This is a genomic window from Methylicorpusculum oleiharenae, from assembly GCF_009828925.2.
Classification (GTDB): Bacteria; Pseudomonadota; Gammaproteobacteria; order Methylococcales; family Methylomonadaceae; genus Methylicorpusculum; species Methylicorpusculum oleiharenae.
The window spans coordinates 1,388,145-1,411,886 of sequence record NZ_WUTY02000001.1 but is presented as its reverse complement, the minus strand read 5'-3'; the positions used below and the strand labels follow the sequence as shown (position 1 = coordinate 1,411,886).

General features: G+C 46.2%; 28 protein-coding genes. 11 read left to right on the top strand and 17 right to left on the bottom strand.

Features of this window, described 5'->3' with window-relative positions:
- The first annotated feature begins 64 nt into the window (after positions 1-64).
- Together GO003_RS06550 and GO003_RS06545 are read left to right on the top strand one after the other, a co-directional pair.
- Positions 65-943 (top strand): NAD(P)-dependent oxidoreductase, encoded by an 879-nt coding sequence (locus tag GO003_RS06550; protein WP_231088849.1) that lies wholly within the window; start codon positions 65-67, stop codon positions 941-943.
- Complete coding sequence (locus tag GO003_RS06545; protein WP_331001625.1) at positions 943-1,725, top strand: hydroxypyruvate isomerase family protein; 783 nt, start codon at positions 943-945, stop codon at positions 1,723-1,725. The genes GO003_RS06550 and GO003_RS06545 overlap by 1 nt, the downstream gene beginning before the upstream one ends.
- 231 nt (positions 1,726-1,956) lie before the next feature.
- Here GO003_RS06545 and GO003_RS06540 read toward each other — a convergent pair whose 3' ends face one another.
- The 4 genes from GO003_RS06540 to GO003_RS06525 form a co-directional block, all read right to left on the bottom strand.
- Positions 1,957-2,202, bottom strand: coding sequence for a YfhL family 4Fe-4S dicluster ferredoxin (locus GO003_RS06540; protein ID WP_159655416.1), 246 nt, complete (start codon positions 2,200-2,202; stop codon positions 1,957-1,959).
- Between the two features lie 4 nt (positions 2,203-2,206).
- Positions 2,207-2,686: a pantetheine-phosphate adenylyltransferase gene (gene coaD / locus GO003_RS06535; protein ID WP_159655418.1), complete on the bottom strand. Its 480-nt coding sequence runs from the start codon at positions 2,684-2,686 to the stop codon at positions 2,207-2,209.
- Positions 2,687-2,842: 156 nt separating this feature from the next.
- The gene (locus GO003_RS06530) at positions 2,843-4,576 is read right to left on the bottom strand and encodes a potassium channel family protein (protein ID WP_159655420.1); all 1,734 of its coding nucleotides are present in this window, start codon (positions 4,574-4,576) and stop codon (positions 2,843-2,845) included.
- A gap of 23 nt (positions 4,577-4,599) precedes the next feature.
- Positions 4,600-4,983, bottom strand: coding sequence for a DUF6394 family protein (locus tag GO003_RS06525; protein WP_159655422.1), 384 nt, complete (start codon positions 4,981-4,983; stop codon positions 4,600-4,602).
- Between the two features lie 173 nt (positions 4,984-5,156).
- Here GO003_RS06525 and GO003_RS06520 point away from each other — a divergent pair, with 173 nt between their 5' ends.
- A complete protein-coding gene (locus tag GO003_RS06520) occupies positions 5,157-5,504 on the top strand; it encodes a rhodanese-like domain-containing protein (protein ID WP_159655424.1) in 348 nt (115 codons plus the stop codon).
- The gene (locus GO003_RS06515) at positions 5,505-5,897 is read left to right on the top strand and encodes an RNA-binding S4 domain-containing protein (RefSeq protein WP_159655426.1); all 393 of its coding nucleotides are present in this window, start codon (positions 5,505-5,507) and stop codon (positions 5,895-5,897) included.
- 2 nt (positions 5,898-5,899) lie between these two features.
- Here GO003_RS06515 and GO003_RS06510 read toward each other — a convergent pair whose 3' ends face one another.
- The 3 genes from GO003_RS06510 to GO003_RS06500 are packed head-to-tail and all read right to left on the bottom strand — an operon-like array spanning position 5,900 to position 6,840.
- Complete coding sequence (locus GO003_RS06510) at positions 5,900-6,232, bottom strand: TusE/DsrC/DsvC family sulfur relay protein (protein WP_159655428.1); 333 nt, start codon at positions 6,230-6,232, stop codon at positions 5,900-5,902.
- Complete coding sequence (locus tag GO003_RS06505) at positions 6,223-6,510, bottom strand: DsrH/TusB family sulfur metabolism protein (protein ID WP_159655430.1); 288 nt, start codon at positions 6,508-6,510, stop codon at positions 6,223-6,225. The genes GO003_RS06510 and GO003_RS06505 overlap by 10 nt, the downstream gene beginning before the upstream one ends.
- 3 nt (positions 6,511-6,513) lie before the next feature.
- The gene (locus tag GO003_RS06500; protein ID WP_159655432.1) at positions 6,514-6,840 is read right to left on the bottom strand and encodes a DMT family transporter; all 327 of its coding nucleotides are present in this window, start codon (positions 6,838-6,840) and stop codon (positions 6,514-6,516) included.
- Between the two features lie 74 nt (positions 6,841-6,914).
- Here GO003_RS06500 and GO003_RS06495 point away from each other — a divergent pair, with 74 nt between their 5' ends.
- Positions 6,915-7,631 (top strand): flagellar brake protein, encoded by a 717-nt coding sequence (locus tag GO003_RS06495; RefSeq protein WP_159655434.1) that lies wholly within the window; start codon positions 6,915-6,917, stop codon positions 7,629-7,631.
- 10 nt (positions 7,632-7,641) lie between these two features.
- On the opposite strand, the gene GO003_RS06490 is transcribed toward GO003_RS06495, so the two are convergent.
- The gene (locus GO003_RS06490; protein ID WP_159655436.1) at positions 7,642-8,112 is read right to left on the bottom strand and encodes a hypothetical protein; all 471 of its coding nucleotides are present in this window, start codon (positions 8,110-8,112) and stop codon (positions 7,642-7,644) included.
- A gap of 86 nt (positions 8,113-8,198) precedes the next feature.
- Between GO003_RS06490 and xseA the strand changes: the two genes are divergently transcribed.
- On the top strand, positions 8,199-9,569 hold the full coding sequence (xseA, locus tag GO003_RS06485; protein ID WP_159655438.1) for an exodeoxyribonuclease VII large subunit: 1,371 nt from the start codon (positions 8,199-8,201) through the stop codon (positions 9,567-9,569).
- On the opposite strand, the gene thpR is transcribed toward xseA, so the two are convergent.
- The 6 genes from thpR to GO003_RS06455 all read right to left on the bottom strand — a co-directional run bounded on the left by thpR (position 9,557) and on the right by GO003_RS06455 (position 14,822).
- A complete protein-coding gene (gene thpR, locus GO003_RS06480) occupies positions 9,557-10,072 on the bottom strand; it encodes an RNA 2',3'-cyclic phosphodiesterase (RefSeq protein ID WP_159655440.1) in 516 nt (171 codons plus the stop codon). The two genes, xseA and thpR, sit on opposite strands and share 13 nt — an antisense overlap.
- Positions 10,073-10,085: 13 nt before the next feature.
- Entirely contained in the window at positions 10,086-10,604 is a 519-nt protein-coding gene (locus GO003_RS06475) for a hypothetical protein (protein WP_159655442.1), read from the bottom strand.
- A 203-nt stretch (positions 10,605-10,807) separates the two neighbouring features.
- Positions 10,808-11,560, bottom strand: a complete 753-nt coding sequence (locus GO003_RS06470; protein WP_159655444.1) for an HAD family hydrolase — start codon at positions 11,558-11,560, stop codon at positions 10,808-10,810.
- 160 nt (positions 11,561-11,720) lie between these two features.
- On the bottom strand, positions 11,721-12,608 hold the full coding sequence (gene sucD, locus GO003_RS06465; protein WP_159655446.1) for a succinate--CoA ligase subunit alpha: 888 nt from the start codon (positions 12,606-12,608) through the stop codon (positions 11,721-11,723).
- 11 nt (positions 12,609-12,619) lie between these two features.
- Positions 12,620-13,804, bottom strand: coding sequence for a malate--CoA ligase subunit beta (locus tag GO003_RS06460; RefSeq protein ID WP_159655448.1), 1,185 nt, complete (start codon positions 13,802-13,804; stop codon positions 12,620-12,622).
- A gap of 67 nt (positions 13,805-13,871) precedes the next feature.
- On the bottom strand, positions 13,872-14,822 hold the full coding sequence (locus GO003_RS06455; RefSeq protein ID WP_159655450.1) for an HpcH/HpaI aldolase/citrate lyase family protein: 951 nt from the start codon (positions 14,820-14,822) through the stop codon (positions 13,872-13,874).
- A 445-nt stretch (positions 14,823-15,267) separates the two neighbouring features.
- Between GO003_RS06455 and GO003_RS06450 the strand changes: the two genes are divergently transcribed.
- From GO003_RS06450 to GO003_RS06430, 5 genes are all read left to right on the top strand, one after another.
- Positions 15,268-15,630 carry a DUF805 domain-containing protein gene (locus GO003_RS06450; RefSeq protein WP_159655452.1) on the top strand — a complete coding sequence of 121 codons (363 nt, stop codon included), beginning with the start codon at positions 15,268-15,270 and terminating at the stop codon, positions 15,628-15,630.
- A gap of 241 nt (positions 15,631-15,871) precedes the next feature.
- Entirely contained in the window at positions 15,872-17,035 is a 1,164-nt protein-coding gene (locus GO003_RS06445; RefSeq protein WP_159655454.1) for an aminotransferase class V-fold PLP-dependent enzyme, read from the top strand.
- A 173-nt stretch (positions 17,036-17,208) separates the two neighbouring features.
- Entirely contained in the window at positions 17,209-18,180 is a 972-nt protein-coding gene (locus GO003_RS06440; RefSeq protein WP_159655456.1) for a 2-hydroxyacid dehydrogenase, read from the top strand.
- Between the two features lie 429 nt (positions 18,181-18,609).
- Entirely contained in the window at positions 18,610-19,494 is an 885-nt protein-coding gene (locus tag GO003_RS06435) for a toll/interleukin-1 receptor domain-containing protein (RefSeq protein WP_159655458.1), read from the top strand.
- A gap of 628 nt (positions 19,495-20,122) precedes the next feature.
- The gene (locus GO003_RS06430) at positions 20,123-20,560 is read left to right on the top strand and encodes a hypothetical protein (RefSeq protein WP_159655460.1); all 438 of its coding nucleotides are present in this window, start codon (positions 20,123-20,125) and stop codon (positions 20,558-20,560) included.
- Positions 20,561-20,646: 86 nt separating this feature from the next.
- Here GO003_RS06430 and GO003_RS06425 read toward each other — a convergent pair whose 3' ends face one another.
- The 3 genes from GO003_RS06425 to GO003_RS06415 all read right to left on the bottom strand — a co-directional run bounded on the left by GO003_RS06425 (position 20,647) and on the right by GO003_RS06415 (position 23,660).
- Entirely contained in the window at positions 20,647-20,916 is a 270-nt protein-coding gene (locus GO003_RS06425; RefSeq protein ID WP_159655462.1) for an MliC family protein, read from the bottom strand.
- Positions 20,917-21,167: 251 nt separating this feature from the next.
- The gene (locus GO003_RS06420; protein ID WP_159655464.1) at positions 21,168-22,718 is read right to left on the bottom strand and encodes an FG-GAP-like repeat-containing protein; all 1,551 of its coding nucleotides are present in this window, start codon (positions 22,716-22,718) and stop codon (positions 21,168-21,170) included.
- 501 nt (positions 22,719-23,219) lie between these two features.
- Positions 23,220-23,660, bottom strand: coding sequence for a universal stress protein (locus GO003_RS06415; protein ID WP_159655466.1), 441 nt, complete (start codon positions 23,658-23,660; stop codon positions 23,220-23,222).
- Between the last annotated feature and the right edge of the window lie 82 nt (positions 23,661-23,742).

The window sequence follows — 23,742 nt, the reverse complement described above, 5'->3', positions numbered from 1 at the left end:
CACAGAGAACTGACTCTCGTAGCTCAAATTTTTAAGACTTCCGTATTCCTCAGGATAGATAGTCATGCCCCAACAAAAATATACACTGGGCTTTATCGGCATTGGTCTCATGGGCAAACCGCTCACCTTACGTTTATTAAATGCCGGTTTTAAAGTCAATGTCTGGAATCGCACTCCGGAAAAACTGACCCCTGTCGTCGAGGCAGGCGCTGTTGCATTTACTGACAGCGGCGCGTTAATCGAGGCATCCGATATCATCATCTTATGTCTTGCTGATACCGCCGTTGTAGAAACAATCGTAAATCAGCACATTCTTCCCTGCGGACGGCAAGGTCAACTGATTATTGATTTGTCCAGTATACACCCTGAAACAACACGCGAACTCGCTTCGCGTGTCGAACACTATTGCGGCATGCAGTGGGTCGATGCGCCGGTATCCGGCGGCGTTGCAGGGGCTGAGCAAGGCAGTCTGGCAATTATGGCGGGCGGCAGTAACGAGGCGGTAGCAATAGTTCGCGAAGTGTTGAAGCCGCTGTATCAGCAACTCACCCACATGGGTGAAACAGGCAGCGGTCAAGTGACCAAAATCTGTAATCAAATGATCGTCAGTTGCAACGTACTGGTCATCGCTGAAATGATCGCTTTGGCCAAATCGGCAGGCGTTGATGCCGCCCGGATTCCAGAAGCGTTGGCCGGTGGTTTTGCCGATTCAAAACCCTTGCAGATCGTCGGACCGGAGATGGCAAACGAGACCTTCGAGCCGATAAAATGGCGGGTTAAAACCCTGTTAAAAGACCTTAACATGGCAATTGATATTGCATCCAGACAAGGTCATGCCACACCGATGTCAGGCCTGGCAGCACAGTTGATGCAACTGCACGGCAGCCATGGTTTTCTGAATCAAGATCCGTCAACGCTCATTAAGCTTTACAGCCAGCATTGATGCAATTTACCGCCAATTTAAGCCTGCTTTTCACAGAACTGCCATTGCTTCAACGCTTCAAAGCGGCGAAGAACAGCGGTTTTTCAGCCGTAGAAATCCAGTTTCCTTACGAAGAAACACCGGAAACCCTTCAAGCCGAACTGGTCAATAACGGTTTAAAACTGATTCTGTTTAACGTTGCGGCCGGCGATTTTCTGCAAGGCGGAGAGGGGTTGGCTGCCGTTCCGGAAAAAGCGCAGGCATTCAAGCAGGCTTTAGCTCAAACAGTCGAGTACATCAACATTTTAAAGCCCGAAGCCGTCAATGTCTTACCCGGCTGTTGCCATGATTCCGACCGCATCGACACTTACCTGAGCATCTTCAAAAGCAATTTGTCACTCGCCGTAACGACTTTTGCACCACTGGGTGTTAAAACGGTCTTTGAAGCCATCAACACCTACGACATGCCCGGATTTATCATCCACAGCGGGAAACAGATGCTGGAGATTATGGATGAACTCGGCCAGCCCGATCTGTTCATGCAATACGATATTTATCATATGCAGCGTATGGGGGAAAATGTGGCCGGATTCATTCGTCTGAACGGCAATAAAATTGGTCATATTCAATTTGCCGATTGTCCGGGCCGCGGACAGCCCGGCACCGGAGACATCGATTTTATCGAGGTTTTTTCCGCCATATCAGAGTCCGGTTATTCCGGTTGGGTAGGCGCCGAATACAGACCCGTCTCATCGACACTGGAAAGTCTGGATTGGCTTGATCACAGTAACAATTGCCAATAACCCGTCTTCATTAGGAAAGCCTTGCCATAAGATCGTTTTCTGCAAGCGTCAATTTATTTACGGGCAGCAATTCCCAATTTGATGATAAAAAGGGGGGAAGGCGTAAGCTTTGCGGGGATGTCGACAGCAGGGATGCTGCCATCAAGCCCCCATGGATCGGTTTATGGCGTTCCTCGCAAGGGTTACGCCAACCCCCAAAGCTACATAGAAGTTCAAACTGGGAATTGTTGGTTAACGGGTGAGCTTCAGATATTTTTGATACAAGCTATCGTGACTTTCGACATGCAGGGGATCTTTATCGATACAGTCAACCGGGCACACCTCGATACACTGGGGCAGACCATGATGACCGACACACTCTGTACACAGAAGTGGGTCAATTACATAAATATCTTCGCCCTGAGAAATAGCACCATTGGGGCACTCAGGCTCACACACATCACAATTAATGCATTCGTCTTGAATAATAAGGGCCATAATTCTAACTAAATTTTTTGATTAAACCGTTTAAAACAACATCAGGTACAAAACTCGAGACATTGCCTTTCAATCTCGCAATCTCTCTGATCATACTGGATGAAATAAATTCATATTGTTCGGCGGGTGTTAGAAAAACTGTTTCCAGATCGGGAGAAAGCCTCCGGTTCATGCCGGCCAGCTGAAATTCGTACTCAAAATCAGATACCGCCCGCAAGCCCCGTAAAATAACGTGAGCACCTTGCTCCTTGGCACAATCCACGAGCAGGTTGTCAAATCCGATAACATTCACATTGGCAAAATCGCAAGTAACTTCACGAGCCAGAGCGACGCGCTCTTCAATGGAAAATAAAGGTGATTTGTTATTGTTTTCGGCAACAGCAACGATGACCTGGTCGTAAAGCTTGGCCGCTCTGGCAATCAAATCCAGATGACCATTAGTAACCGGGTCAAATGTTCCGGGATAGATTGCGTTGATTTTCATAGTGTTGGAAGCGTGGCAAAAAGTCGCAAAGTATAAATGCTTATGGACTGATGGCAAAGTTTTTAAATGATTCGCTGCCAAATATACAACAAACCGGTTTTTTGATTATCAATACCCCTAACTAATTCCATATCCTGTTTTAATTCATTCTCAACTTTAAATCGTAAACAGCTGTCTGCGTGCAAACCACTGCATAACATAACCTCGAGGTAAGATTTCACCACTTTGCACATACGCCAGAGTGTACTCATTATTAAGTGTCGCATTCAATAGCCTCACAGCCGGATGCGTTCCGCACAGGAGTATTTGATCGTCCGATTTAATCAAATAATCATCTGAAGGCAGTTGAATTAGAGTATCACCGGATTTGATAATCAAAACAACAATAGGCAGTTGTTTGGTTAAATCAGCAGGATGCCTGATTAGATGACCCAATCTCAGCGAGTTTCCGCCTGTCAAAAACTTAAAGGCAGCATGACTGTAAGTCTCATTAATGAAGATAGTTTGCAGATGCGGCTGCCTAGTCCCAATTTTGTCATTAAGCCGATGGATAACGGCTAGTAATTCTTGCTGGCGATCGGGCTCATCAGCCACAAGATAGGCAAAAAAAGGTTTCAATAAAGGGGCAATCAACAGAAAAAGTATGCGTCTGGCAGTTACCATCGTTGGCTGCATGATCAAATCAATATTGGCAGCGGCAAAAGCAAGCCGGTTCTCATGCCGATTCTGCCGGACCAATGAAAATAAACCGGGATTAAGATTTCTGGCATTTAACAAGATACCCAGATTATGGCCATCATCATCGGTTCCAGCCAGAATCCCAACGGCCTGATCAACTCTTGCTTTCACCAGGGTTTTCGCCGTCGTTCTACCCACGATGTATTGGCTAGGTGATTCGGTATCGGTGGCTTCATGAGGATCGATAACGGTCGTATCAATCCCGTGCCGGGTCAGCACGCGATGAACTTCATGGCCCATTCTGCCGTAACCGCAAATGATCCAATGTCCGATTGGCGGTGCGCAAAATTTGTTCAAACTTGCGCCCGGCTCTTTGGCCAACCACCGGTTAAGACCGGAGTATTCGGGGTGTTTAAGTGCAGAACCCAACACTTTGGCAAAGGTTTTAAACGGATCGACCACATGCACTTCACCGCCCAAAGTTGCCAAGGTTTCTTCAAAAACTTCGACCTTGGACATGGCAATAATACCAATTTCGGGATTCAGCAACCGCGCCAACGCTGCAATTTTTAAATTGGTCTCCTCACAATTCGTAACAGCCACTACGGCTTTGCAATTGGGATGCTGAACACCGGCTTCCAAAAGATGCTTCGGCACACTGGCATCAGCACAAAATCCGGACATGGCAACGCGGTAATCGCGCAGTTTGAGCGCCTTAATCCGCTCTTCATTATCATCAATGATTACGGAGGGAAAGCAGTGATCACTGAGCCCGCGAGCCAACAGACTGCCTGTATCGCCAAATCCGCAGACTATAAAAAACGGTCCGGAAATGCGCTTGACCGCTTTCGTAAATTGCCGCTCTTCCAGAGCTCTGACAAAAAAAGGATTTTGAAATAAACGGACAATGCTGCCTATTGCATAAAACCAGGTAATAACGCTGACATACAGACAAGCCATTGCCCAAAACCGTTGGGCATTATTAAACTCATAGGGAATCTCGCCAAATCCGGTAGTCGTCGCGGTATAAGTCATGAAGTAAAGTGCATGAAATATGCTCATGTTATGCGTTTTACCATCAATGACGGGACCCGGAATAGAAACCATGACGAGAATAGAGACTGCATAAACCACAATTAAAGCGATAATCGGGCTACGCATTTCACGCATCACGATGAAGCTAACCCGGTTCAAATCAATAGATTCAGCCATGACAACCTCGGTGAAACAGTAATTTAAAGCCGCGACATCAGTGTCTCTGAGACCAGGATTACAACCGAAATAACATTGGCTAACAACGCGCCGCCGCTTAGCGAAATAATGGTGACCATCACATCCGGTGTAATGCCGGTTTCGGTGACATGGACAACGACAGTCCAATAGGTGGCCGCCGCAATCAACTCGAGATCGGCAACCAGACTGGTGGACAACAATACCGCGCCAATTTGAGATCGATCACCCAGTTTTAAAACCGTTGCAATGAAGTTAACCACAATCACAACAAACAATTCCATAACATTGTGATGATCTGGATTATTGATCTCCCCGAGAAAAAAGCCAAAATTTAAGGTTAACGACATAACAATGAAGAAACCGAAAATAACTTTCTCTAAATTCACAGTAACCGTCCTATCGTTAAACCAAAAGTGGGATTCTACCTCATTGTAAACTGACTAGGCGGGCAAATTTTTGCTAGCTTCGGCGTCATCTTAAAGCGACTCAGTCTAAAAAATCCTGGTTAATAAATCAGGATTATTGTTAACATTGCAGTCTTTTGGAAGGAGACTTATTGATGAAATTGACTGCTATGGACCTAGTTGCCGCCGCCAAACAAAACATCACTGAAATTGATGTACCCACTGCCAAAAAGGAATTATCCAAATTCATTGTTTTGGATGTCAGAACACCGGCCGAATTTATTAACGGCGCCTTGCCTGACGCCATCAATATCCCTAGAGGCATTTTGGAATTTAGAATTGAAAATCACCCGGATTTCAAAAACAAACATGATGCAGACATCCTGGTTTATTGTCAGACGGGCGGACGTGCTGCGCTGGCCACTGAAAATCTGCTTAAGATGGGCTACGAGAAAGCTGTGAGTCTTGCCGGCGGCTACCAAGCCTGGCTAGCATCCCAGTAAATGGAAGCCCTCACCTCAATCAGGCTTGATAAATGGCTTTGGGCTGCTCGTTTTTTTAAAACCCGCAAACTGGCTGCAGAAGCCATAGCCGGTGGGAAAGTGCACCTGAACAATCAACGGGCCAAGCCTGGCAAGGAGATTGGCGTGGGGGTTCGACTGGAAATAATGAAAGATCAATACCGCTGGGATATTGTCGTAAAAAACCTTAACAACCAAAGACGTCCTGCACCGGAAGCCTCATTGCTCTATGAGGAAACAGAAGAAAGCAAAAGCCGCCGTCAGGCTCTTATTATTCAACAAAAAGAAGAGCAATCGCTGCTTCCCCATTACGACAGACCGCATAAACCCAATAAAAAGGAGCGGCGTCTTATTCATAAATTTAAAGAAGGCTGACACTACAAACAGGTAGGCGGTTTCGGCAAACCTGCCAGTTTGCAAGCATATTTCAATGGCCCGTCCGGGAATAGCCGGTGTAAGTAACGGCTATTACCTTTTTGTTCACCTAACTGCTTTGCTATGGCCTTAGCAAACATGCGCGCATTAGGCAAATGCTTGTAACGGCGATAGTAATCCCTGATAAACCCTAAAATTTCCCAATGCTCGGGCGTTAATTCAATGTTATCCAGTTGAGCCAGTTGGTTCGCCACATCCTCGTTCCACTGAGTCATATCCATCAAAAATCCTTGATCCGTCGTCTCAAGGGACACCCCCTGTACGATCAGGACCATGAATGAATCACCTCATTGACGGTCGTTAAGCGGATCAAATCGGGGTAGCCGATAATTTTGATGTTATCTGGAAATTCGGAGCGGTGAATGCCGTGTATCAGCAACGCATCTTGTAACGCATACAATTTTATTTCGTTACTCAATCCTTTGATTTTTGCCTTAAAAGCCTGACTTATCAGCCTTTGTACCGACATACCCATAAACACAACAGCATCCCCTTTATCGACTCTTTCGAAAATAATCGGCTCATGAGAAGTTTCAAAAACCAAATGCAGCATAAATTAGTGAGAGATATCCGTTAATTTAAGACCCACAATACCTGCGAGCACCAATACCAGTGAAATGAGCCTGGGAACATCCGCAGATTCCTTAAAAAGGACTATCCCCAGTATGGCAACACCGACGAGTCCCATGCCGGTCCAAACAGCATAAGCGGTTCCCAAAGGTAGCGTTTTAATCGCAACCGTTAACAAATAAAAACTTCCCGCTCCAAAAACGAGCGTCATTAAACTGGGTATCAGCTTTGTAAAACCCATGCTGAATTTTAAGCTCAATACGAAGATGATTTCGGCAAAACCGGCCGCAAATAGAAAAAACCAGGCTGTCAATTTGAATTTCCTTGTTAAAATAAAATGAAGATTATCTTATAAAACCAATAATTAGAACAAAGTATAACGTTTCCATGGAAAATGAAATTGCGTATCTTCTTAAGGGCAAACAGCAGATCATTAGTAATCTGACGCTTTTGCTCAAACAGAAAACATTGATCACTGTTCAATTCGGAAATAATGAATCGTTTATAACAACGTTGATTGAAATTGATCCCGAAAAAGGGATTTTATTTTTTGATTACGGGCCTAAAGACTATTTGAATAAACAGCTTCCGCTTTCCACCGACATTGAATTTAAATGCAATTTTTCGGGCATTCGTGTCAGATTCGAAGGAAAAAAAATCAAACCTGTCAAGCTGATAGGAGAAGTGGTCTTTGCAATGCCATTACCGGAAAAGCTATTCTGGTTCCAACGGAGGCGATTTTATCGCGTCAAGTCACCCCTATCAAAACAAAGCTTCGTTAATTTAAGTCTGGAAACTGAAGAAATCTTAAAATTACGTGTTTATGATCTTAGCATCTCAGGCGTTTCATTCTTAGATGACAACAGTGAATATCATCATTTGTGGACACAGGGGCTTCAGTACGCCAACGTTACGCTTGATCTGGAAAACATAAGTCAGATTAAGGTCTCATTAGAAATATCCAACTGTATTCCGGTAAACAGTGATAAACCATATAAAATTCAAAAGATCGGTTGCAAGTTACTGGGGGTTTCAAACGCCATGGAATCAACCATTCAAAAGTACATGCAACTCATAGAACGGGAAAATAAGCTTAAAAGCTGATAAATAGACGCTATTTCATTTTAAAACCTTCTAGTATCGGTGGTGGATTGATACCTCTGTAAGGCTCATTTTTAGCAGGAACTGTTACTGAATCACCGCTGGTCTCTGCAAATGAACGAGGTTTTACGGCTTGGTAAGACGAATAATACCGGTAAGTAGTGAGTTTTTGATTCAGCATATCGAGTTTTTTGGACAGAACCAGTTTTTCTTTATGACTCAACTGGCCATCCGCTTTAAATCGTTGCTCCAATTGTGCCAACTTGGCCTGGCCTCTCGATAAAACCCTCAAGTCCTGACGCGTGATCAAGCCCTTTTTGTACGCTTTTTCAATTTTCCTTTGCTGCAATTGTTTTCTCGCTGCAAACTGATTCAGAAAATTATCATCCATTTGAGATTGAGACAGGCCGCCACCGTAATCGGCAAAACCGGATGCAGCCCATAAACTGCAGAAAAGAAAAGCAATCAATCTGACTCGATTCATAAAAATTCCTTATTGATATCAACGGCGCATATAATGCGCATCGCAAAATTAATAGTGACTTAACGAAAAAAAGATAATCCTCACTAATGAATAAAGATAGTACCGACTTTGATCAGAAAATATTGACTGTTTCACAGTTAAACAATGAAAGTAAACGCTTACTTAATGAGCATTTTTTAAGTATTCGCGTTGAGGGCGAAATATCCAACCTGACAACACCCTCTTCAGGCCATATTTATTTCACGCTTAAAGACAGCCAGGCTCAGGTTCGTTGCGCGATGTTTCGTTCGCAACATCGCAGGACTCATTTTAAACCGGACAACGGCATGCAGGTGATAGCTCGCGCACAAGTGACTTTATACGAACCCCGGGGCGATTATCAACTGGTTGTTGATGAACTTGAAGAGATTGGCGACGGCGCGCTGCGAAGAGCATTTGAAGCACTTAAATTCAAGCTGGGACAAGAGGGCTTATTTGATGCCCGGTATAAAAAATCAATCCCCTTGCTCCCATCAGCCATCGGCGTAATCACATCGGCAACAGGCGCCGCAATCAGAGATGTGCTGACCGTTCTTAAAAGGCGATTCCCGGCGATACCTGTCGTTATATATCCAACGGCCGTTCAGGGAGAAAACGCAAAATACGAGATCACCAAAGCCCTGAATACGGCGGCTGCGTCGGGCGATTGTGATCTCATTATCTTGGCTCGCGGAGGCGGCTCGCTTGAAGATTTATGGGCTTTCAATGAAGAGATAGTCGCCAGAGCCATTTTTGCCTGCCCTATTCCCATCATTGCGGGGATAGGGCATGAAATCGATTTTACCATCGCCGACTTTGTGTCAGATTTAAGAGCGGCGACCCCCTCGGCTGCTGCAGAACACGCTGTTCCGGATCAGCGAGAATGGCAAACGGCGTTCCAATCCTACGCATGGAAATTGCATCAACAACTGTCCCGTCAATTAGCGCAAAAACAGCAAAAAATGGAGTGGTTGGCCAAACGTCTGGAGCAACAGCACCCGGGACAAAAGCTGGCCCGCAATGCTCAACGGGTTGACGAAATGGAACTCAGAATGATGCGGGCTATAGGCAACCTGATCCATCATCACAAAAGCGCACTGGCCATTCAATCGGCAAAACTCAATCAACAAGTGCCATCCAACCTCGTCAATACACTAAAAATGAGGCTGGCGCATTCAGATCAGCGCCTGATAGCCGCTTTACGCGTCAAATTGGAACGGCTAACCCAGCGTCTTATCCAGGCAGGCCAAAACTTGCATGCCTATAGCCCTCTGACCACGCTGAATCGGGGTTACGCCCTGGTAACAGAAATTAAAACGGGAAAAGTGATAAACAGCTCTACGCAACTCAAAGAAGGAGACCGCATTCATACCCGCTTAGCGGAAGGCAGCCTCATCAGCGAAGTCAAACAGCTATCAGACAAAACTTATTCAGGATAAGCAGACCAGCACCTAAGAACCCGATACTCAACGCCCGAATCAGTCGAGCATGATTGAACCAGACAAAATGAATGAGCCGTCCATACAATCGGTTCAAAGGCTATTTCCACTTTATCTTTTACTCCTCTTGCTAAAGTCACATGCGGCAAATAAGGCCTTTCATCGAGCCTAATCCCCAAGCTGCGAGCCACAGCGCAGAGTTCGCCCGCCAAACGGGCTGCACCCAAATCACCCAGGCAACTGGTCAAACACAGTACCTTGGGCACCTTCCAAAAACTTAGTTGATCAAAGGTCAGACTGACCGGTTCCATGACAATCTCTGATGCTGCAGCCATTAAAGCCGCCTCACAATCACTATTGACCGAACCTAAAAAGCAGAGCGTAACGTGCACATTTCCGGCGTTAATGGGCTTCATCACCGATAAATCCAGCTTGTTGATCAGACCCGTACAGTGTTCACGCACAGATTCATCAGGCCATAGCGCAAAAAACAAGCGTTTCACGGGAGTATTCTGATTAAAAACACTGAAAATAATCCATCAACAATTCTTCACAATTGAAAAAAAGCCGAGGCAACGCCTTACTGATATAGAACCGCATCACGTATTCGATATAAGCGGATACGACCATCAACCGTGCCAAGGCAATCCAAAGCCGTGAACTTGAATGAGAAGAACCTCTCCAGACACCCAGTGTCCACCACAAAACCGGACCCAGCATCATGACATGAATGTTTGACCAACTGGAAACACTGATCATTCCTGACTGAACCAGTGCATCCGCCCCGTAAAGACCCGCATTAAAAACGATGAAAAAAGGCCAGAACAGCTTATTCAAGCCAAGCGCGCCATTCCAGATAGCAAGCAGGTATTGATACAGACTCAAGGTTTTGACGTCCGGCATCTCCCAATCCAATTCGGGAAAAGGAGCGCTGATAAAAATGACCCCGAATAAAGTACTAAAGATGATGAAAAACTCCAACGGACCTATCAGCTGGCTGGATGAAAATATAATCGGTAAGGTATTGGTAAACATGGAATGATTAGACCCGAAGCAAGTTTTAACTTTATCAGGTTACCACAAAGTTTTGATATTTAAACAAACCGAGGATGACTCGGCTTAACAAGTCAGAAGAAAGGTGATCCACCCGGAGGTTGCGGTTGGCGATAGCCAACCCAACATTTCAAGACCATAGTGTTAATTATTGGTATGCGAAAAGCATGCAACCCAGCCAACGACTAAATAATGAAATTCTCTATAGCCAGCAATTCAATTCCCTTACGCTCGGCCTCACCTCTATCCTGTTCAGTGTTGTAACCCCAGGAAGCCAGCAATAATTTGACGTTTTTCAATTGTGGATTTTTCTGCACATTCAACAAGGCGATCAATCGGTCTTCGATAAAATGCATGGATGCATCGGGAAAATAATTGACCAGATCAATCAAAATATCTTCTTTGCTTTTATTGCGGTCCAGGCCAAAAATCCGGTCGCCAGGAATAAAGATATGATTGGCCGTTAAAATGTGGGACACAAACCGTTCCTGTTTAGTCGTGACCACAAACCAATGCCCCTGATTCTCAAGGTTCCTCAATTTTTCCGTAATTCCCGGAAACAAAGGATTATAGGTTAGCCATTCGGGCAAATCATCATGGATCCAGGCATCTCTGATTTCGCCAAACAACTGTTTTAGACCGTCTATCGATTGGCCGGACTTTTCGATAAGCGTCGGTCTGATTTCAGCAAAATGTTCAAAAATGTAGTCACTGGACTCACCTTCATGAAGCAGGCGCATGACCAGAATAGCTTCAAAACCGGTTTCAATGATGGGTCTGACCCTTCGAAATTCATCAATCAAGCGTTGTCCAGGAAACACAGGCGTCATATCCGGCCACAACTGCAAGGCGGCTTTCCATCCGGTTATTGCAGTCTCGACCGCACTGTCACAGAGCACACCGTCAAAATCAAGTGCGTAGATAACGGGTTTATTCATGAGGGTATAAACATCCGGGAAGACTGAAGTTAAGATAGCTTAACTCGTTGACTGGCATTTTCAGCCGTTCCGGCAATGATTTGTAAAAAGACCATTACTGGAACGAAAACAGAATAACTTACGTGACTGAAGCAGACGATAAAATTAAAACTTATGAGCTTTAAGATTTTGCCAAAATTGCAGCAACCGTTTCACCCATCGCTGACGGCGTAGGCGCAATAATAACGCCCAAGTCTCTCAGCATAGCGACTTTTTCGGCTGCGCTCTCACCTGCAGAGGAAATAATGGCGCCTGCATGCCCCATCCGACGCCCTTCAGGTGCGGTCAATCCGGCAATATACGCTACCACGGGTTTACTCATGTGTTCTTTAGCAAAATGTCCTGCGTCTACTTCTTGAGGACCGCCGATTTCGCCAATCATCAAAACCACTTTGGTTTCCGGATCCTGCTCGAATTTTTCAAGGATATCCCGGTGAGAACTGCCGTTAATGGGATCACCTCCGATGCCTACCGAAGTCGAAATACCGATACCCAACCGTTTCATCTGATCCGCCGCTTCATAACCCAGCGTACCGGAGCGTCCGACGATGCCGACATTACCCTGCTTGTAAATGTGTCCTGGCATTATTCCCAACATCGCTCGACCCGGGCTAATCGTGCCCGCACAATTCGGTCCGGTCAAAACCATGCGCGCCTCGACAGGAAACCTGCGCAGAAAGTTTTTGACCTTCATCATATCCTGCGTAGGGATACCGTCTGTTATCGCCACACAATATTTGATTCCGGCTTCAGCGGCTTCCATAATCGAGTCGGCAGCAAATGCAGGCGGCACGAAAACGATACTGGCCTCGGCCCCCAATTGCTCAACTGATTCCTTAACCGTGTTATAGACAGGCAAACCCAAGTGCGTCTGTCCGCCTTTGCCGGGCGTAATGCCGCCCACGACTTTTGAGCCGTAATTGATCATGTCCTGAGCGTGAAAGCTGCCGATTTTACCAGTAAATCCCTGAACAATTATGCGTGTGTTTTCGTCAATCAAAATAGCCATTACTTTTCCTCTTAGCCGGCAGCATTAGCGACAACTTCATTACGAGCCTGAACAGCTTTTTCAGCCGCTTCCGCCAGAGTCTCTGCCATGATGATGGGCAATCCGCTTTCGGCAATAATTCGCCTTCCCTCGTCAACATTGGTTCCGGACAAACGGACTATCAAAGGCACTTTCATATCGATTTTCTTGACGGCTTGAACGACACCCTCCGCAATCCAGTCGCAACGGTTAATACCTGCAAAAATATTCACCAACATGGCTTTGACATTTTTATCCGCCAATACCAGGCGGAAAGCTTTTTCAGTCCGCTCCGGCGAAGCGCCGCCGCCAACATCCAGAAAATTGGCCGGTTCACCACCTGCCAGTTTAATCATATCCATAGTGGCCATCGCGAGACCTGCGCCATTGATCATACAACCAATATCGCCATCCAGTCCGACATAGCTCAAACCGCGATCAGCAGCGGCCATTTCACGGGGATCTTCTTGAGTTTTATCGCGCAGTTCGGCGATTCTGTGCCGGCGGAACAAAGCATTATCATCAAAGCCCATTTTGGCATCGAGTGCAATCAAGTCCTCTTTTGCCGTAATAACCAAGGGGTTGACTTCAACCATGCTGGCGTCATTGGCACGCATTGCCCGATAAATACCCTTGATGGTCTTTACCGCGGCATTCAACATTGACACAGGTATACCCAGCGCAAAAGCCATCTCTCTTGCCTGAAAATCCTGCAAGCCTACCGAGGGTTCTATATAAATTTTAGTGATGGCTTCCGGCTGCGTTGCTGCCAGGGTCTCGATATCCATCCCGCCTTGTGCGGAGCCGACCATGACAATACGCTCTGCACAGCGATCCACCAGAAGACAAAAGTACAATTCCTTGGCAATTTCGGTACCTGCCTCTACATATAACCGGTAACAGACTTTACCGGCAGGCCCTGTCTGATGAGTCACAAGCCGCTTGCCCAATAATTTACCGGCCGCAGCTTCAACTTCATCATGGCTTTTACAGATGATGACACCGCCTGCTTTACCTCGCGCACCGGAATGAATCTGGGCTTTAACCACCCAAACTGAACCCCCGATTTCTCTGGTACGCTGGACGGCTTCTTCAGGACTGTAGGCTAAACCGCCGTCAGCGATCTTCACGCCGTATTCCGCTAAAATTTCCTTCGCCTGATACTCGTGGATATCCAATGCATCACCCTCAACTATTTCAAGAAAATCATCAACGAAGGAGCAACCGCCCCCTCGACATTTTTATTTATTGGCTTTTAGCGGCAATCGCTTCTGCAGCTTTAACGACATTGTTAGCCATTTTTTCGGACGCCGCATCAATCAACCGGCCATCCAGTGCAGCAGCACCTTTCCCTTGTGCGGCCGCTTCTTTTAATGCCGCCAAAATGCGTTTGGCTTTGTCTATTTCTGCTGCCGGTGGTGTAAAGACTTCATTAGCCAATGCAACCTGGGAAGGATGAATCGCCCATTTACCCTCACAACCCAGCGCCGCCGCACGTCTAGCCGCAGCTTTATAGCCGTCTGGATCTTTAATATCACCAAAGGGACCGTCTATGGGACGCAAGCCGAAAGCACGACAAGCCACAGTCATACGGCTTATGGCGGCATGCCATTGATCACCCGGATAATCAGGATTCAAGCCGCCGATATTGGTCGTTCTTGCCCGATTGCTTGCAGCATAATCGGCAACACCAAAGTGCAGTGCCTCAAGCCGTCCTGATGCGCCTTGACGCGCAATATCCTCTACATTGGCCATACCCAGCGCAGTTTCAATTAACGCTTCGATACCAATTCTGTTTTTTAAGCGCTGCTGCATTTCCAACTGATTGACCATGGCTTCGACCATGTAAACATCGGAATAAACACCAACTTTAGGAATCAGGATGGTTTCTAACTTATGCCCGGCCTGCTCGACCAGATCGACCACATCACGGGTCATAAATTGAGTATCCAAACCATTAATACGCACAGAAACGGTAATCCCGTTCCCTTTCCAGTCCAGATCATTGATTGCCTCGATCACGTTTTTGCGCGCTTGAATTTTGTCATCTGGCGCTACTGCATCCTCGAGATCCAGAAACACAAAATCAACGCCACTTTTCAATGCTTTCTCAAACATATCGGGACTAGAGCCGGGAACAGCGAGTTCACAGCGTTGCACGCGTTGAACAGACGCTTCATATAAGGTATGACTCATTTTTTGTACGTTCCTAAACAGACAAGTTAAAAAATCAAAAAGTAAGGCCTTTAAAAAAGGCACTTGGCTAACCTCGGCTATCAAGGAACTGACCCGAGCGCAAAACAATCGGACATTTTACTTTTGAGGATGATAATGTCAATTTTTTAACTTGACGTTTCTTCGCAATCGGACTACTTGTTAAGCCATCCGGATAGTGGATTTATTCCGCCGCTTTCAGATATTTTTTTATTTGCTATTACAACGGTTACTATTCGCCCGCTTGGAATAAAGGATGTAGGCGATTGATTGAAAAGGCTTCTGCAACGAGTTTGTTGCAGAGGGCTACACAGACGTATTTATGCGTCCTTTGAAATCAAACACCTTCACCCCATAAAACTGGAGGGCGGGAGCAGGTACATTAAATGTTTATAATTGATTAACGAAAACTTTAGGAGAAAAAAATATGAATTGGTACCTTGAGGTTCTCAAAAAATATGCCGAGTTCAACGGCAGAGCCAGACGCTGCGAGTACTGGTATTTCGTCCTGTTTAACATGCTGATTGGTATTGGCATGGCGTTTATAGACGGACTGACCGGCACGTTTAATGCTGAAACAGGCGTAGGTCTATTCGGCGGCATTTACTCATTGGCGGTTCTTATTCCCGGTATCGCCGTTTCCATAAGAAGACTTCACGACACCGATAGAAGCGGATGGTGGCTGCTTATTGCATTCGTTCCTATCGTCGGCGTCATTGCACTTATCGTGTTCATGGTGCAAGACAGCAAACCCGGAGTTAACCGGTTTGGCCCCAACCCTAAACAATGAAGGCCTGATTTGCAGCGCATACTGACGCTTTGGTGATAGAGTGATGATGTGCTGCATCGACAACAAAGCCGCGAAAAACAGCTGATTTAGCCCTGCTGATAATCGCTTAAGTCGTTAGCCGACCTGACATAAACCGGGCTTGCTGATTCAAATCAACTGTGGGATCATTGTTGGCTTTTGGCATCAACGCCAATTTTCATTTTTTCATCCCATTTTAAACTGATTTAAAGAGGCACCCACAATGGCAGGTCGTAATCATTTATACGTTCCAGGTCCCACCAACATTCCGATAGAAGTACTGAGTGCGATGAATGTTAACGGTGAAGACCATCGCTCTCCCAAATTTCCTGACCTGTTCAAACCCCTGCTCGCTGATCTGAAAAAAATATTCAGAACCGAGGACGGTCATGCCTTTATATTTCCTGCAACCGGAACCGCCGGTTGGGAAATTGCATTGACCAATACGTTAAGCCCTGGCGATAAAGTATTGATTTACCGCTTCGGACAATTCAGCCATTTATGGGCCGCGATGGCGAACCGCCTGGGTTTTGATGTGACCGTGGTTGAGCGCCCCTGGGGTGAAGGCATTCCTTTGGATGACCTTGAAGCCAGACTAAAAGCCGACACCAAACATGAAATCAAAGCCTTTCTAGCGACTCACAACGAAACAGCGACCGGTGTCACCAGTGACATAGGCGGCGTTCGTAAAGCAATGGATGCAGCTAATCATCCGGCCTTACTGTTTGTCGATGGCGTCAGCTCAATAGCCAGCCTTGATTTCAGAATGGATGAATGGGGTGTAGACGGCGCAATTTCCGGATCGCAAAAAGGCTTCATGCTGCCTGCCGGTGGCGCTTTTGTTGCGTTCAGTCAAAAAGCGATTAAAGCCTGCGATACTGCTCGTTGCCCAAGAGCGTTTCTTGATCTTAAAGATCAACTCGCCGCCAATAAAGACGGCTACACGCCTTACACACCGTCCATTCCGATGCTTTATGGTTTACGTAAATCGTTAGACCTGTTGCTTGAAGAAGGCCTGGAAAATGTTTACGCCCGTCACCATAGACTCGCGGAAGGCACTCGCAAGGCAGTAGCCGCCTGGGGCTTGGAACAATGCGCCAAACCCGGATTTGAATCCAATACCGTGACAGCGGTTGTTGTTCCGGCTGATAAAGATGCTCGTGCTGTAATCAGCACCGCTTACAGCAAATACAATTTGTCTTTGGGCGCAGGACTGTCGGAAGTGGCAGGAAAAGTATTCCGTATCGGCCACGTCGGCGACATGAATGACGTCTCCATGTTAGGCGCGTTCGCAGGCGTGGAAATGGCATTGCTTGATAATGGATTTGATATCAAACCCGGCAGCGGCGTTGGCGTAGCCGTTGAATACTACCGCGCAACTGCATAAAGTTTTTCCTGCGTGTTAGCTTAAAACCGATCATCTCGCGACGGCTAATCCGGGCTCCAACCCGGATGAGCCCTCATTTGGATCATGCCTTTTGGTGTAAAAAACAATTCCATTCGTTTGGTACGATAACAGCCTACGTCATTTTCTGTAGCAACACCCTTCGAGAATAGCCCATGAGTAAACCCAAAGTCTTTGTTACGCGTAAATGGCCTTCCTCCGTCGAAGAAAAACTCAATGCACTTTACGATGTCACGCTCAATACCGATGACCGTCCCTTGACGGCCGATGAATTTAAAGCCGCCTTGCAAAACTATGATGCAGTCTGCCCTTCGGTCTGCGACGCGTTTCCAGCTGATGTGCTGAATGCAGCCGATAAACGCTGTAAAATTCTGGGAAATTTTGGCGTGGGTTTCAATCATATCGATATCCAGGCCGCCAAAGCCAACAACATCGTAGTCACCAATACACCCGGCGTTCTCACTGAAAGCACCGCCGATCTGGCCATGACCTTATTATTGATGTCCGCGCGGCGCGGCGCCGAGGGAGACCGCCAGGTCAGAGCAGGACAATGGACCGGCTGGTGCCCAACCCATATGCTGAGCAGCGATGTCACCGGCACCACATTGGGTTTGATTGGTTTCGGACGCATCGCGATAGCGATGGCACGTAAGGCGCACCATGGCTTTGGCATGAAAATCATTTATTTCAGCCCTCGCGCCGCCGATCAATCGGTAGTCGATGAATTAAAAGCTGAACGCTGCGCAACCTTGCCGGAATTGCTGGCAGCAGCCGATTATGTTTCCTTGCACTGCCCCGGCAGTCCGGAAACCAAACATCTCATCAATGCCGATTCGCTCGAATTGATGAAACCTTCGGCTCATCTGATTAACTCGGCCCGTGGTGATGTCGTTGACAGCCAAGCGCTGATTGACGCACTACGTCATCACAAAATTGCCGGTGCAGGACTGGATGTTTACGAAGGCGAACCGAATATCAACCCAGGGTTTTTAACGCTGGATAACGTGACCCTGCTACCTCATCTGGGCAGCGCAACCTTAAGCACAAGAACCGCAATGGGCAATCGCGTCCTCGCCAATCTGGCCGATTTTTTCGGCGGCAAAGAACCACAGGACAGGGTTGTTTAAAGCAATAGCGCGAAAATCCCGGTTAATATCGCTCACCGTTCAAGCAGGATTACTCACCTGAACATCTGACCTGCGTTGTTCGCCGCTTTTATTATTTCACCAGTCCTTTAGACAATGAAAAGACTATTGTCGTCGATTTTTTCTTCAACAATTTCAGTCAGCGTTTATAGGTAAAGAAGCTGGAAATGATTACATTTCCGGGTAAAAACTCTGGCAGCCTGTTTGGCAATCGCCCTGATCATGCTATCGCCATAAGCGACATTTTTAATTTTTGACATTGGCGACTTGGATACACCTGGCATCGCTTTGTTGATGAACTGTCGCTTGCGTTTCTGGCACCAAAAAGATGAAGCAATAACGAAACAAGCATTCGCGTTACAAAACCAAAAATGAGAATTCAACGTCAAGGTTGTTTTGGGGGAGCAAGTGATGAGCATCGTTTTTATTTCATACCGCCGTAACGATAGCGCCGGATACACTGGGCGTTTAGCGGACAGGCTGGCGAAAGAATGGGGTGAGGAATGGGTATTCCGGGATTATGACGACATCTCACCCGGTCAGGACTTTTTTATGACCATCAATGACAATCTGAACAGCGCAAACGTCATGCTGGTTATGATGGGTAAAGAATGGCTTATGTGTCTGGACGAGTCAGGCCGCCGCAGGATTGATGATCCGCAGGATCTTGTTCGCCTGGAAATTGAAACGGCACTGCAACGCAATATTCACATTATTCCTGTTTTAGTGAAAGGTGCACGCATGCCTGCGCCCAGCGACTTACCGGAGAGTATTTCTGCGCTGGCTTTTCGGCAAGCGATCGAATTGACCGATAGCAGGTGGGCAGCCGATGTAGAAAAACTGATCGAATCGGTCAATCCACTTCTTGACCAGAACCTTGAGAAACAAAAGCAAGTCGATGGGAAAAGTTTTAACCGTAAAAAAATAGCAGGCATTATCTCCTTACTCTTGCTTATGTCCGGCATCATTTGGGCACTTTGGCTGCCTGCCGATTTTTCCGGACACTGGTATTTTGATGGCGGCAACTATCTGAAAATCGTTCAGCAAGGCAGTCAGGTAAACATTGAACACATCGACCCTGTCATGCAAAAAGTGTATGAAACTGGCGAAGGCCGCATTAACGGACGATGGCTGGAATTCACCTTGAAGCCTGTTTATACCGATCGCTTCAGCTACAGCGGTCGGTTAAACAAGTCATGGAATAATCAGGAATTGCAGGGCGAATTAATAGAAATTTTGTCCAATGAAAAAAGCGTTTTAAAGCTGACCCATACTGATCCAAAGGCAACACGATAAGGTGCGTTTTCGTCAGCACACTGCATGACATTTTTCCTTCACAAAACTTTAATATACCCATCGTAGATCGAAATTCGGCACCGGAGTGCCCGTCAAAGGACGCCATAAAACCATCCACGTAGGCTCTATGCCGAACAACCCGTTTCCACCTAAGGCACTGCCGATATTTGAAGTGCGAAAGGTATAATTCAGCGTAGATTGGCTTGCATGCTTTTCGCAATTCAACAATTAAAGTAATGGCCTTGAAATGTTGGGTTGGCTATCGCCAACCGCAACCTAGACGGAGCAACACCTTTGCTTTATTGCTCCGCTGAAAGCTACCCAAAAGTTATCCTTTCATTTGCGTCAGGGCACGCAATATGCGCCATTTCACCCATAAAATTGTTTGTTGCTCACATCGAAAGCCTTGAAATCATTGATGGCATATTAAGTGCTCATTGCATCATGAGGCCGAGCGGGAGCAGTCATTTCAAGCGGTTTAGGCCTTTATAAAAAACATCTGCTTTTAGACAATTAAGTATGCCCCATCACTAAGGCAAAGACCGAATCCCTATTAAGAAGGGGTTGAAAATCATATAACAATCACATTGATCAACAATTTTCCAGACCTATAAACAGGGTAAATTTAATGAAAAAAATTCTTTTGTTAGCCGGCCTACTCATGCCCTATCAAATACAAGCCGGCCCTCATTGCCAGAACGTCCACTTAAACGGCAATTATGTCATGTTCCAAAACAGTGTCTCTCCAGCCAATCCTCATACCGGACGTTGCGAAATAGAGATTAAGAAGGGACTGGCATTTGGTTTGTGTGCCTTTAGCGTTTCTTCGAATGGTTCAGTCGTTCCTGGATTTACAGGACCGGTGAGTGGAACAGCATCCATTAATCCTGATTGCTCTGCCACATTGTCTCTCGATTTTTCCCCGGCACCGAATGTAACAGTCCAATCCGACTTTGAACTCCAGTTTAGTCCTGATAAAAACTCATTTATTGGCCAATGGGGTAACAATTTTGGCCTGCTTGGCACCACAGCCGGAACACGAGTTAAAAAAGACCGTCACGACTAAATCACAACCCATTAAAAAACAAGGCCATTAGGCATTCTTGCGGAAAACACTGCGAAAAGAGATGCGTCTCTTTTCGCAGCTATCTCTTAGGGCACTGATTTCTTGGCGGCTTGACGACAAACGCTGACATTCTTATCGCCTTTTCCCAACGTAAACTCGCCTTGATGCTCCCAAAAAGACAGTTGACCATCCGGAGTCTCGAATTTCGCGCCGCTGGCAGCAATTGCAGGGATCATTTCCACGGCATCCGTTTTCCCCGCTTTACTGATTTTTAAAGACAGCTTCAACAATATGCCTTCCGAATTAGGTGCATAGTAGATGGCGCTTATGTCATAACCATTATCACAGACCAGCACTAATCTGTTTTCTGTGTGCCTTGTTTCCGATCGAACAACAGAGTGTTCCTGAGCTTTACAGGAAAGTAATACAAGGCTGAATATTAGGTAAAACAAGCTACTTTTAGGCATGTAAAGACCTGAACGATTAGAAACCAAGATCCACTTTTTACCGATTTGGGTTTGACTTGCTTATAAACCGGAACAAACTCCAGATTATGATAAAAACAACGTAAAGCGATCATTCCCTCGTTTTTTCTTGAGATAAAAAATCAATACCAAAAGATTTGGGTAAGAAATACTTCTCCGCTACGGCTTCTGGCTACGCCTATCCCTGTTTTTCGATAATTTCCCACAATACTGGCATGATGAGCAGCACTCTTTAACCAGCCATCAACCGCTGTTGCTGCCGGATCGCCGTAACCCCAATTAGCAGCCACGTTTTCACCGGCGCTGCGATAAGGCAGTGCTTGAGCAATGGTTTGAATACGCGTTTGAAAACCGTCATGACCAAAAGAGACTGATCCTGACGCCATATTTTGGCTATGAATTCTTGCCACATCGCTGATCGTGTTGTCGGCAGTTAATAAGGCTAAACCTCGCGAAACACGGTAAGCGTTGATTTTCTGGAGGACACTTTGTTCAATAGCCGCCAAACCACCGTCCTGTTGACCGGGCGTTGGAGCGGGCGGCTGACTCACGGGCGGTGGCGATTGGCTATCTGACCGCTCACCAAACAGCATAGAGAGGCTGCCGTCATAATGGTTAGCAACCGCAAGATCTAATGCTTGGTCGCGATCGAAATCACGGGCAGCAATAGACGTCGGCCCATTACCCACTGCAAAAATTTCAGGCGCGGAAAAACGGCCGTCCCCTTTGCCTAATAATAATGTCACTTTGTTATCCGAAAAACGGGTTATTGCCAGATCAGGAATTTTATCGTTATTTAAGTCTTCACTCAGCAAAAACCGTGGGGTTTGCCCGACGGCAATAATGCCCATGGCTACGAAATTACCATCCCCTTTACCCAATAAGATGGAAACAGTGCCACTTTTGTAATTGGTTACAACAACATCCGGTTTGCTGTCTCTATTAAGGTCTGTCAATGCCAGTGAATAAGGGCCGGAACCTGCCGCTATTTTCTTTTGCGGAGAAAACAGGCCTTTACCGTCACCCAATAACACCGATACGGTATTATCTTTGTAATTGGCTACGACTAAATCTGTACGGCCATCTCTATTAATGTCACCCGCCGCGAGTGAACTGGGTTGTAGACCCACATTAAAACTACTGGCCGGTAAAAAGCTTCCATCTCCTTTTCCAAGCATCAGTGATATCGAGTTGGTACTGCTATTGGCAACGGCCAGATCGGGTATTTTGTCATTGTTAAAATCCGAACTGACTACCTGAATGGGCGTTTTTCCGGACAAATAGTTCCTGGCGGCTCTGAAAGAACCTTGCCCTCTGCCCATCAGCACTGAAACATTATGACTTTGGTAATTGGCGACAACCAGATCTGTTATGCCGTCACCGTTCAAGTCGGTTGAATGAACATGCATCGGTGCGTTGCCTACCCGGTAAAGCAATGGCTGTGATACATTTCCACTGCCGTTTCCGAACACAATCGAAAGGGTGCCATCATAGTAATTGGTGACTGCCAGGTCAGCTTTTTGATCGGCATTAAAATCACCTGCAGTAACAGCACTTAGATAATTTCCAACAGGCAAATCGTTTCCTGACTCAAATGCCAAAGCGCATTTCGAATTAAGCAGTAGTAAGCACATGACAGAAAATAAACATCTGACCCATTTTGTTTGAACCATAAATTTCTCCTAATTTAAACAACTGAAGAGTACTGCCCTGTCTTGAGTTTAATAGCCGGGGTAAGCGAAGTTCTGGGGGTATAAGCGAGCCAAGAGCGCTTGCTGTTAGCTCACAAATCAAACCAGACGATACAGGGAGTATCTTGATAGAACGAGGAGACTGTAATGGCAGTAAATTAAGTAGATCTTAATCAGCATCCGAAAGCCGTTTTCGAATTGCCAACGACCAACCAAAGTTTCATGAAGCTGTTTTTCATCACTCCGGAAAATTAAGCACCCGGTTTAGGGCGGACTTCGATTATGACGCAGCCTCACGCCCATCGCAGGTTTATTTTCATTAATCGTATCTGCTCACCCCCTCCCATTTTAGTGGGTGTAGGTGGTTGATTGAAAAGGCTTCTGCAACAGGGATGTTGCAGAGAGCTACAGGGACGTATCTATGCGTCCTTTGAAATCAAGCATCTACACCACCCTTAATTCAAAGCGGACGAGTAGTTACCATCAATCTTTCAAACGCACCGAAAGCACATCGCAGTGAGCATGATGTAACACAGCATTGGCTGTAGAACCCAGCAACAAGGCGATGCCATGCCGGCCATGCGAACCGACGACAATCAAATCCACATCTTTGCGGTCAGCAAACAATGTGATTTCACGCTTGGGCATGCCCCAAACCAGTTGGCAATTATCTTTGCTGATACCCAGATCTTTGCCCAGTTCTATCAGTCTGGTTTTTTCAGCTTCCAATAGCGTGTTATCGGACAACTCATCCAGCGGTATTATCGTGCCGTACTGCATTTGCGGCATGGGGATATTATCCAGTACATGCAAGAGACTGAGTTTAGCCTGATGCAGACTTGCCAGTTGCCGGGCTTTTTCTGCAACGATGCGGCAATGATGCGAGTAATCCACTGCAACCAAAATATGGCCGTATTTATCCATGTGATGCTCCTTAATTAAATATCTTCTCCGAAATCAGCCCGGTCTTAACGACTGCATCCGGATCTTGTTATCATGACAATTT

What these genes read in the sequence shown, in the direction of transcription:
- GO003_RS06475 (WP_159655442.1), bottom strand. Translation starts at nt 10,604, where the DNA reads ATGTTTACCAATACCTTACCGATTATATTTTCATCCAGCCAGCTGATA.
- GO003_RS06530 (WP_159655420.1), bottom strand. Translation starts at nt 4,576, where the DNA reads ATGGCTGAATCTATTGATTTGAACCGGGTTAGCTTCATCGTGATGCGT.
- GO003_RS06495 (WP_159655434.1), top strand. Translation starts at nt 6,915, where the DNA reads ATGGAAAATGAAATTGCGTATCTTCTTAAGGGCAAACAGCAGATCATT.
- GO003_RS06430 (WP_159655460.1), top strand. Translation starts at nt 20,123, where the DNA reads ATGAAAAAAATTCTTTTGTTAGCCGGCCTACTCATGCCCTATCAAATA.
- GO003_RS06435 (WP_159655458.1), top strand. Translation starts at nt 18,610, where the DNA reads ATGAGCATCGTTTTTATTTCATACCGCCGTAACGATAGCGCCGGATAC.
- GO003_RS06450 (WP_159655452.1), top strand. Translation starts at nt 15,268, where the DNA reads ATGAATTGGTACCTTGAGGTTCTCAAAAAATATGCCGAGTTCAACGGC.
- GO003_RS06515 (WP_159655426.1), top strand. Translation starts at nt 5,505, where the DNA reads ATGGAAGCCCTCACCTCAATCAGGCTTGATAAATGGCTTTGGGCTGCT.
- GO003_RS06550 (WP_231088849.1), top strand. Translation starts at nt 65, where the DNA reads ATGCCCCAACAAAAATATACACTGGGCTTTATCGGCATTGGTCTCATG.
- GO003_RS06420 (WP_159655464.1), bottom strand. Translation starts at nt 22,718, where the DNA reads ATGGTTCAAACAAAATGGGTCAGATGTTTATTTTCTGTCATGTGCTTA.
- GO003_RS06545 (WP_331001625.1), top strand. Translation starts at nt 943, where the DNA reads ATGCAATTTACCGCCAATTTAAGCCTGCTTTTCACAGAACTGCCATTG.
- GO003_RS06415 (WP_159655466.1), bottom strand. Translation starts at nt 23,660, where the DNA reads ATGGATAAATACGGCCATATTTTGGTTGCAGTGGATTACTCGCATCAT.
- GO003_RS06490 (WP_159655436.1), bottom strand. Translation starts at nt 8,112, where the DNA reads ATGAATCGAGTCAGATTGATTGCTTTTCTTTTCTGCAGTTTATGGGCT.
- coaD (WP_159655418.1), bottom strand. Translation starts at nt 2,686, where the DNA reads ATGAAAATCAACGCAATCTATCCCGGAACATTTGACCCGGTTACTAAT.
- xseA (WP_159655438.1), top strand. Translation starts at nt 8,199, where the DNA reads ATGAATAAAGATAGTACCGACTTTGATCAGAAAATATTGACTGTTTCA.
- GO003_RS06505 (WP_159655430.1), bottom strand. Translation starts at nt 6,510, where the DNA reads ATGCTGCATTTGGTTTTTGAAACTTCTCATGAGCCGATTATTTTCGAA.
- GO003_RS06440 (WP_159655456.1), top strand. Translation starts at nt 17,209, where the DNA reads ATGAGTAAACCCAAAGTCTTTGTTACGCGTAAATGGCCTTCCTCCGTC.
- sucD (WP_159655446.1), bottom strand. Translation starts at nt 12,608, where the DNA reads ATGGCTATTTTGATTGACGAAAACACACGCATAATTGTTCAGGGATTT.
- GO003_RS06510 (WP_159655428.1), bottom strand. Translation starts at nt 6,232, where the DNA reads ATGGTCCTGATCGTACAGGGGGTGTCCCTTGAGACGACGGATCAAGGA.
- GO003_RS06520 (WP_159655424.1), top strand. Translation starts at nt 5,157, where the DNA reads ATGAAATTGACTGCTATGGACCTAGTTGCCGCCGCCAAACAAAACATC.
- GO003_RS06470 (WP_159655444.1), bottom strand. Translation starts at nt 11,560, where the DNA reads ATGAATAAACCCGTTATCTACGCACTTGATTTTGACGGTGTGCTCTGT.
- GO003_RS06445 (WP_159655454.1), top strand. Translation starts at nt 15,872, where the DNA reads ATGGCAGGTCGTAATCATTTATACGTTCCAGGTCCCACCAACATTCCG.
- GO003_RS06455 (WP_159655450.1), bottom strand. Translation starts at nt 14,822, where the DNA reads ATGAGTCATACCTTATATGAAGCGTCTGTTCAACGCGTGCAACGCTGT.
- GO003_RS06540 (WP_159655416.1), bottom strand. Translation starts at nt 2,202, where the DNA reads ATGGCCCTTATTATTCAAGACGAATGCATTAATTGTGATGTGTGTGAG.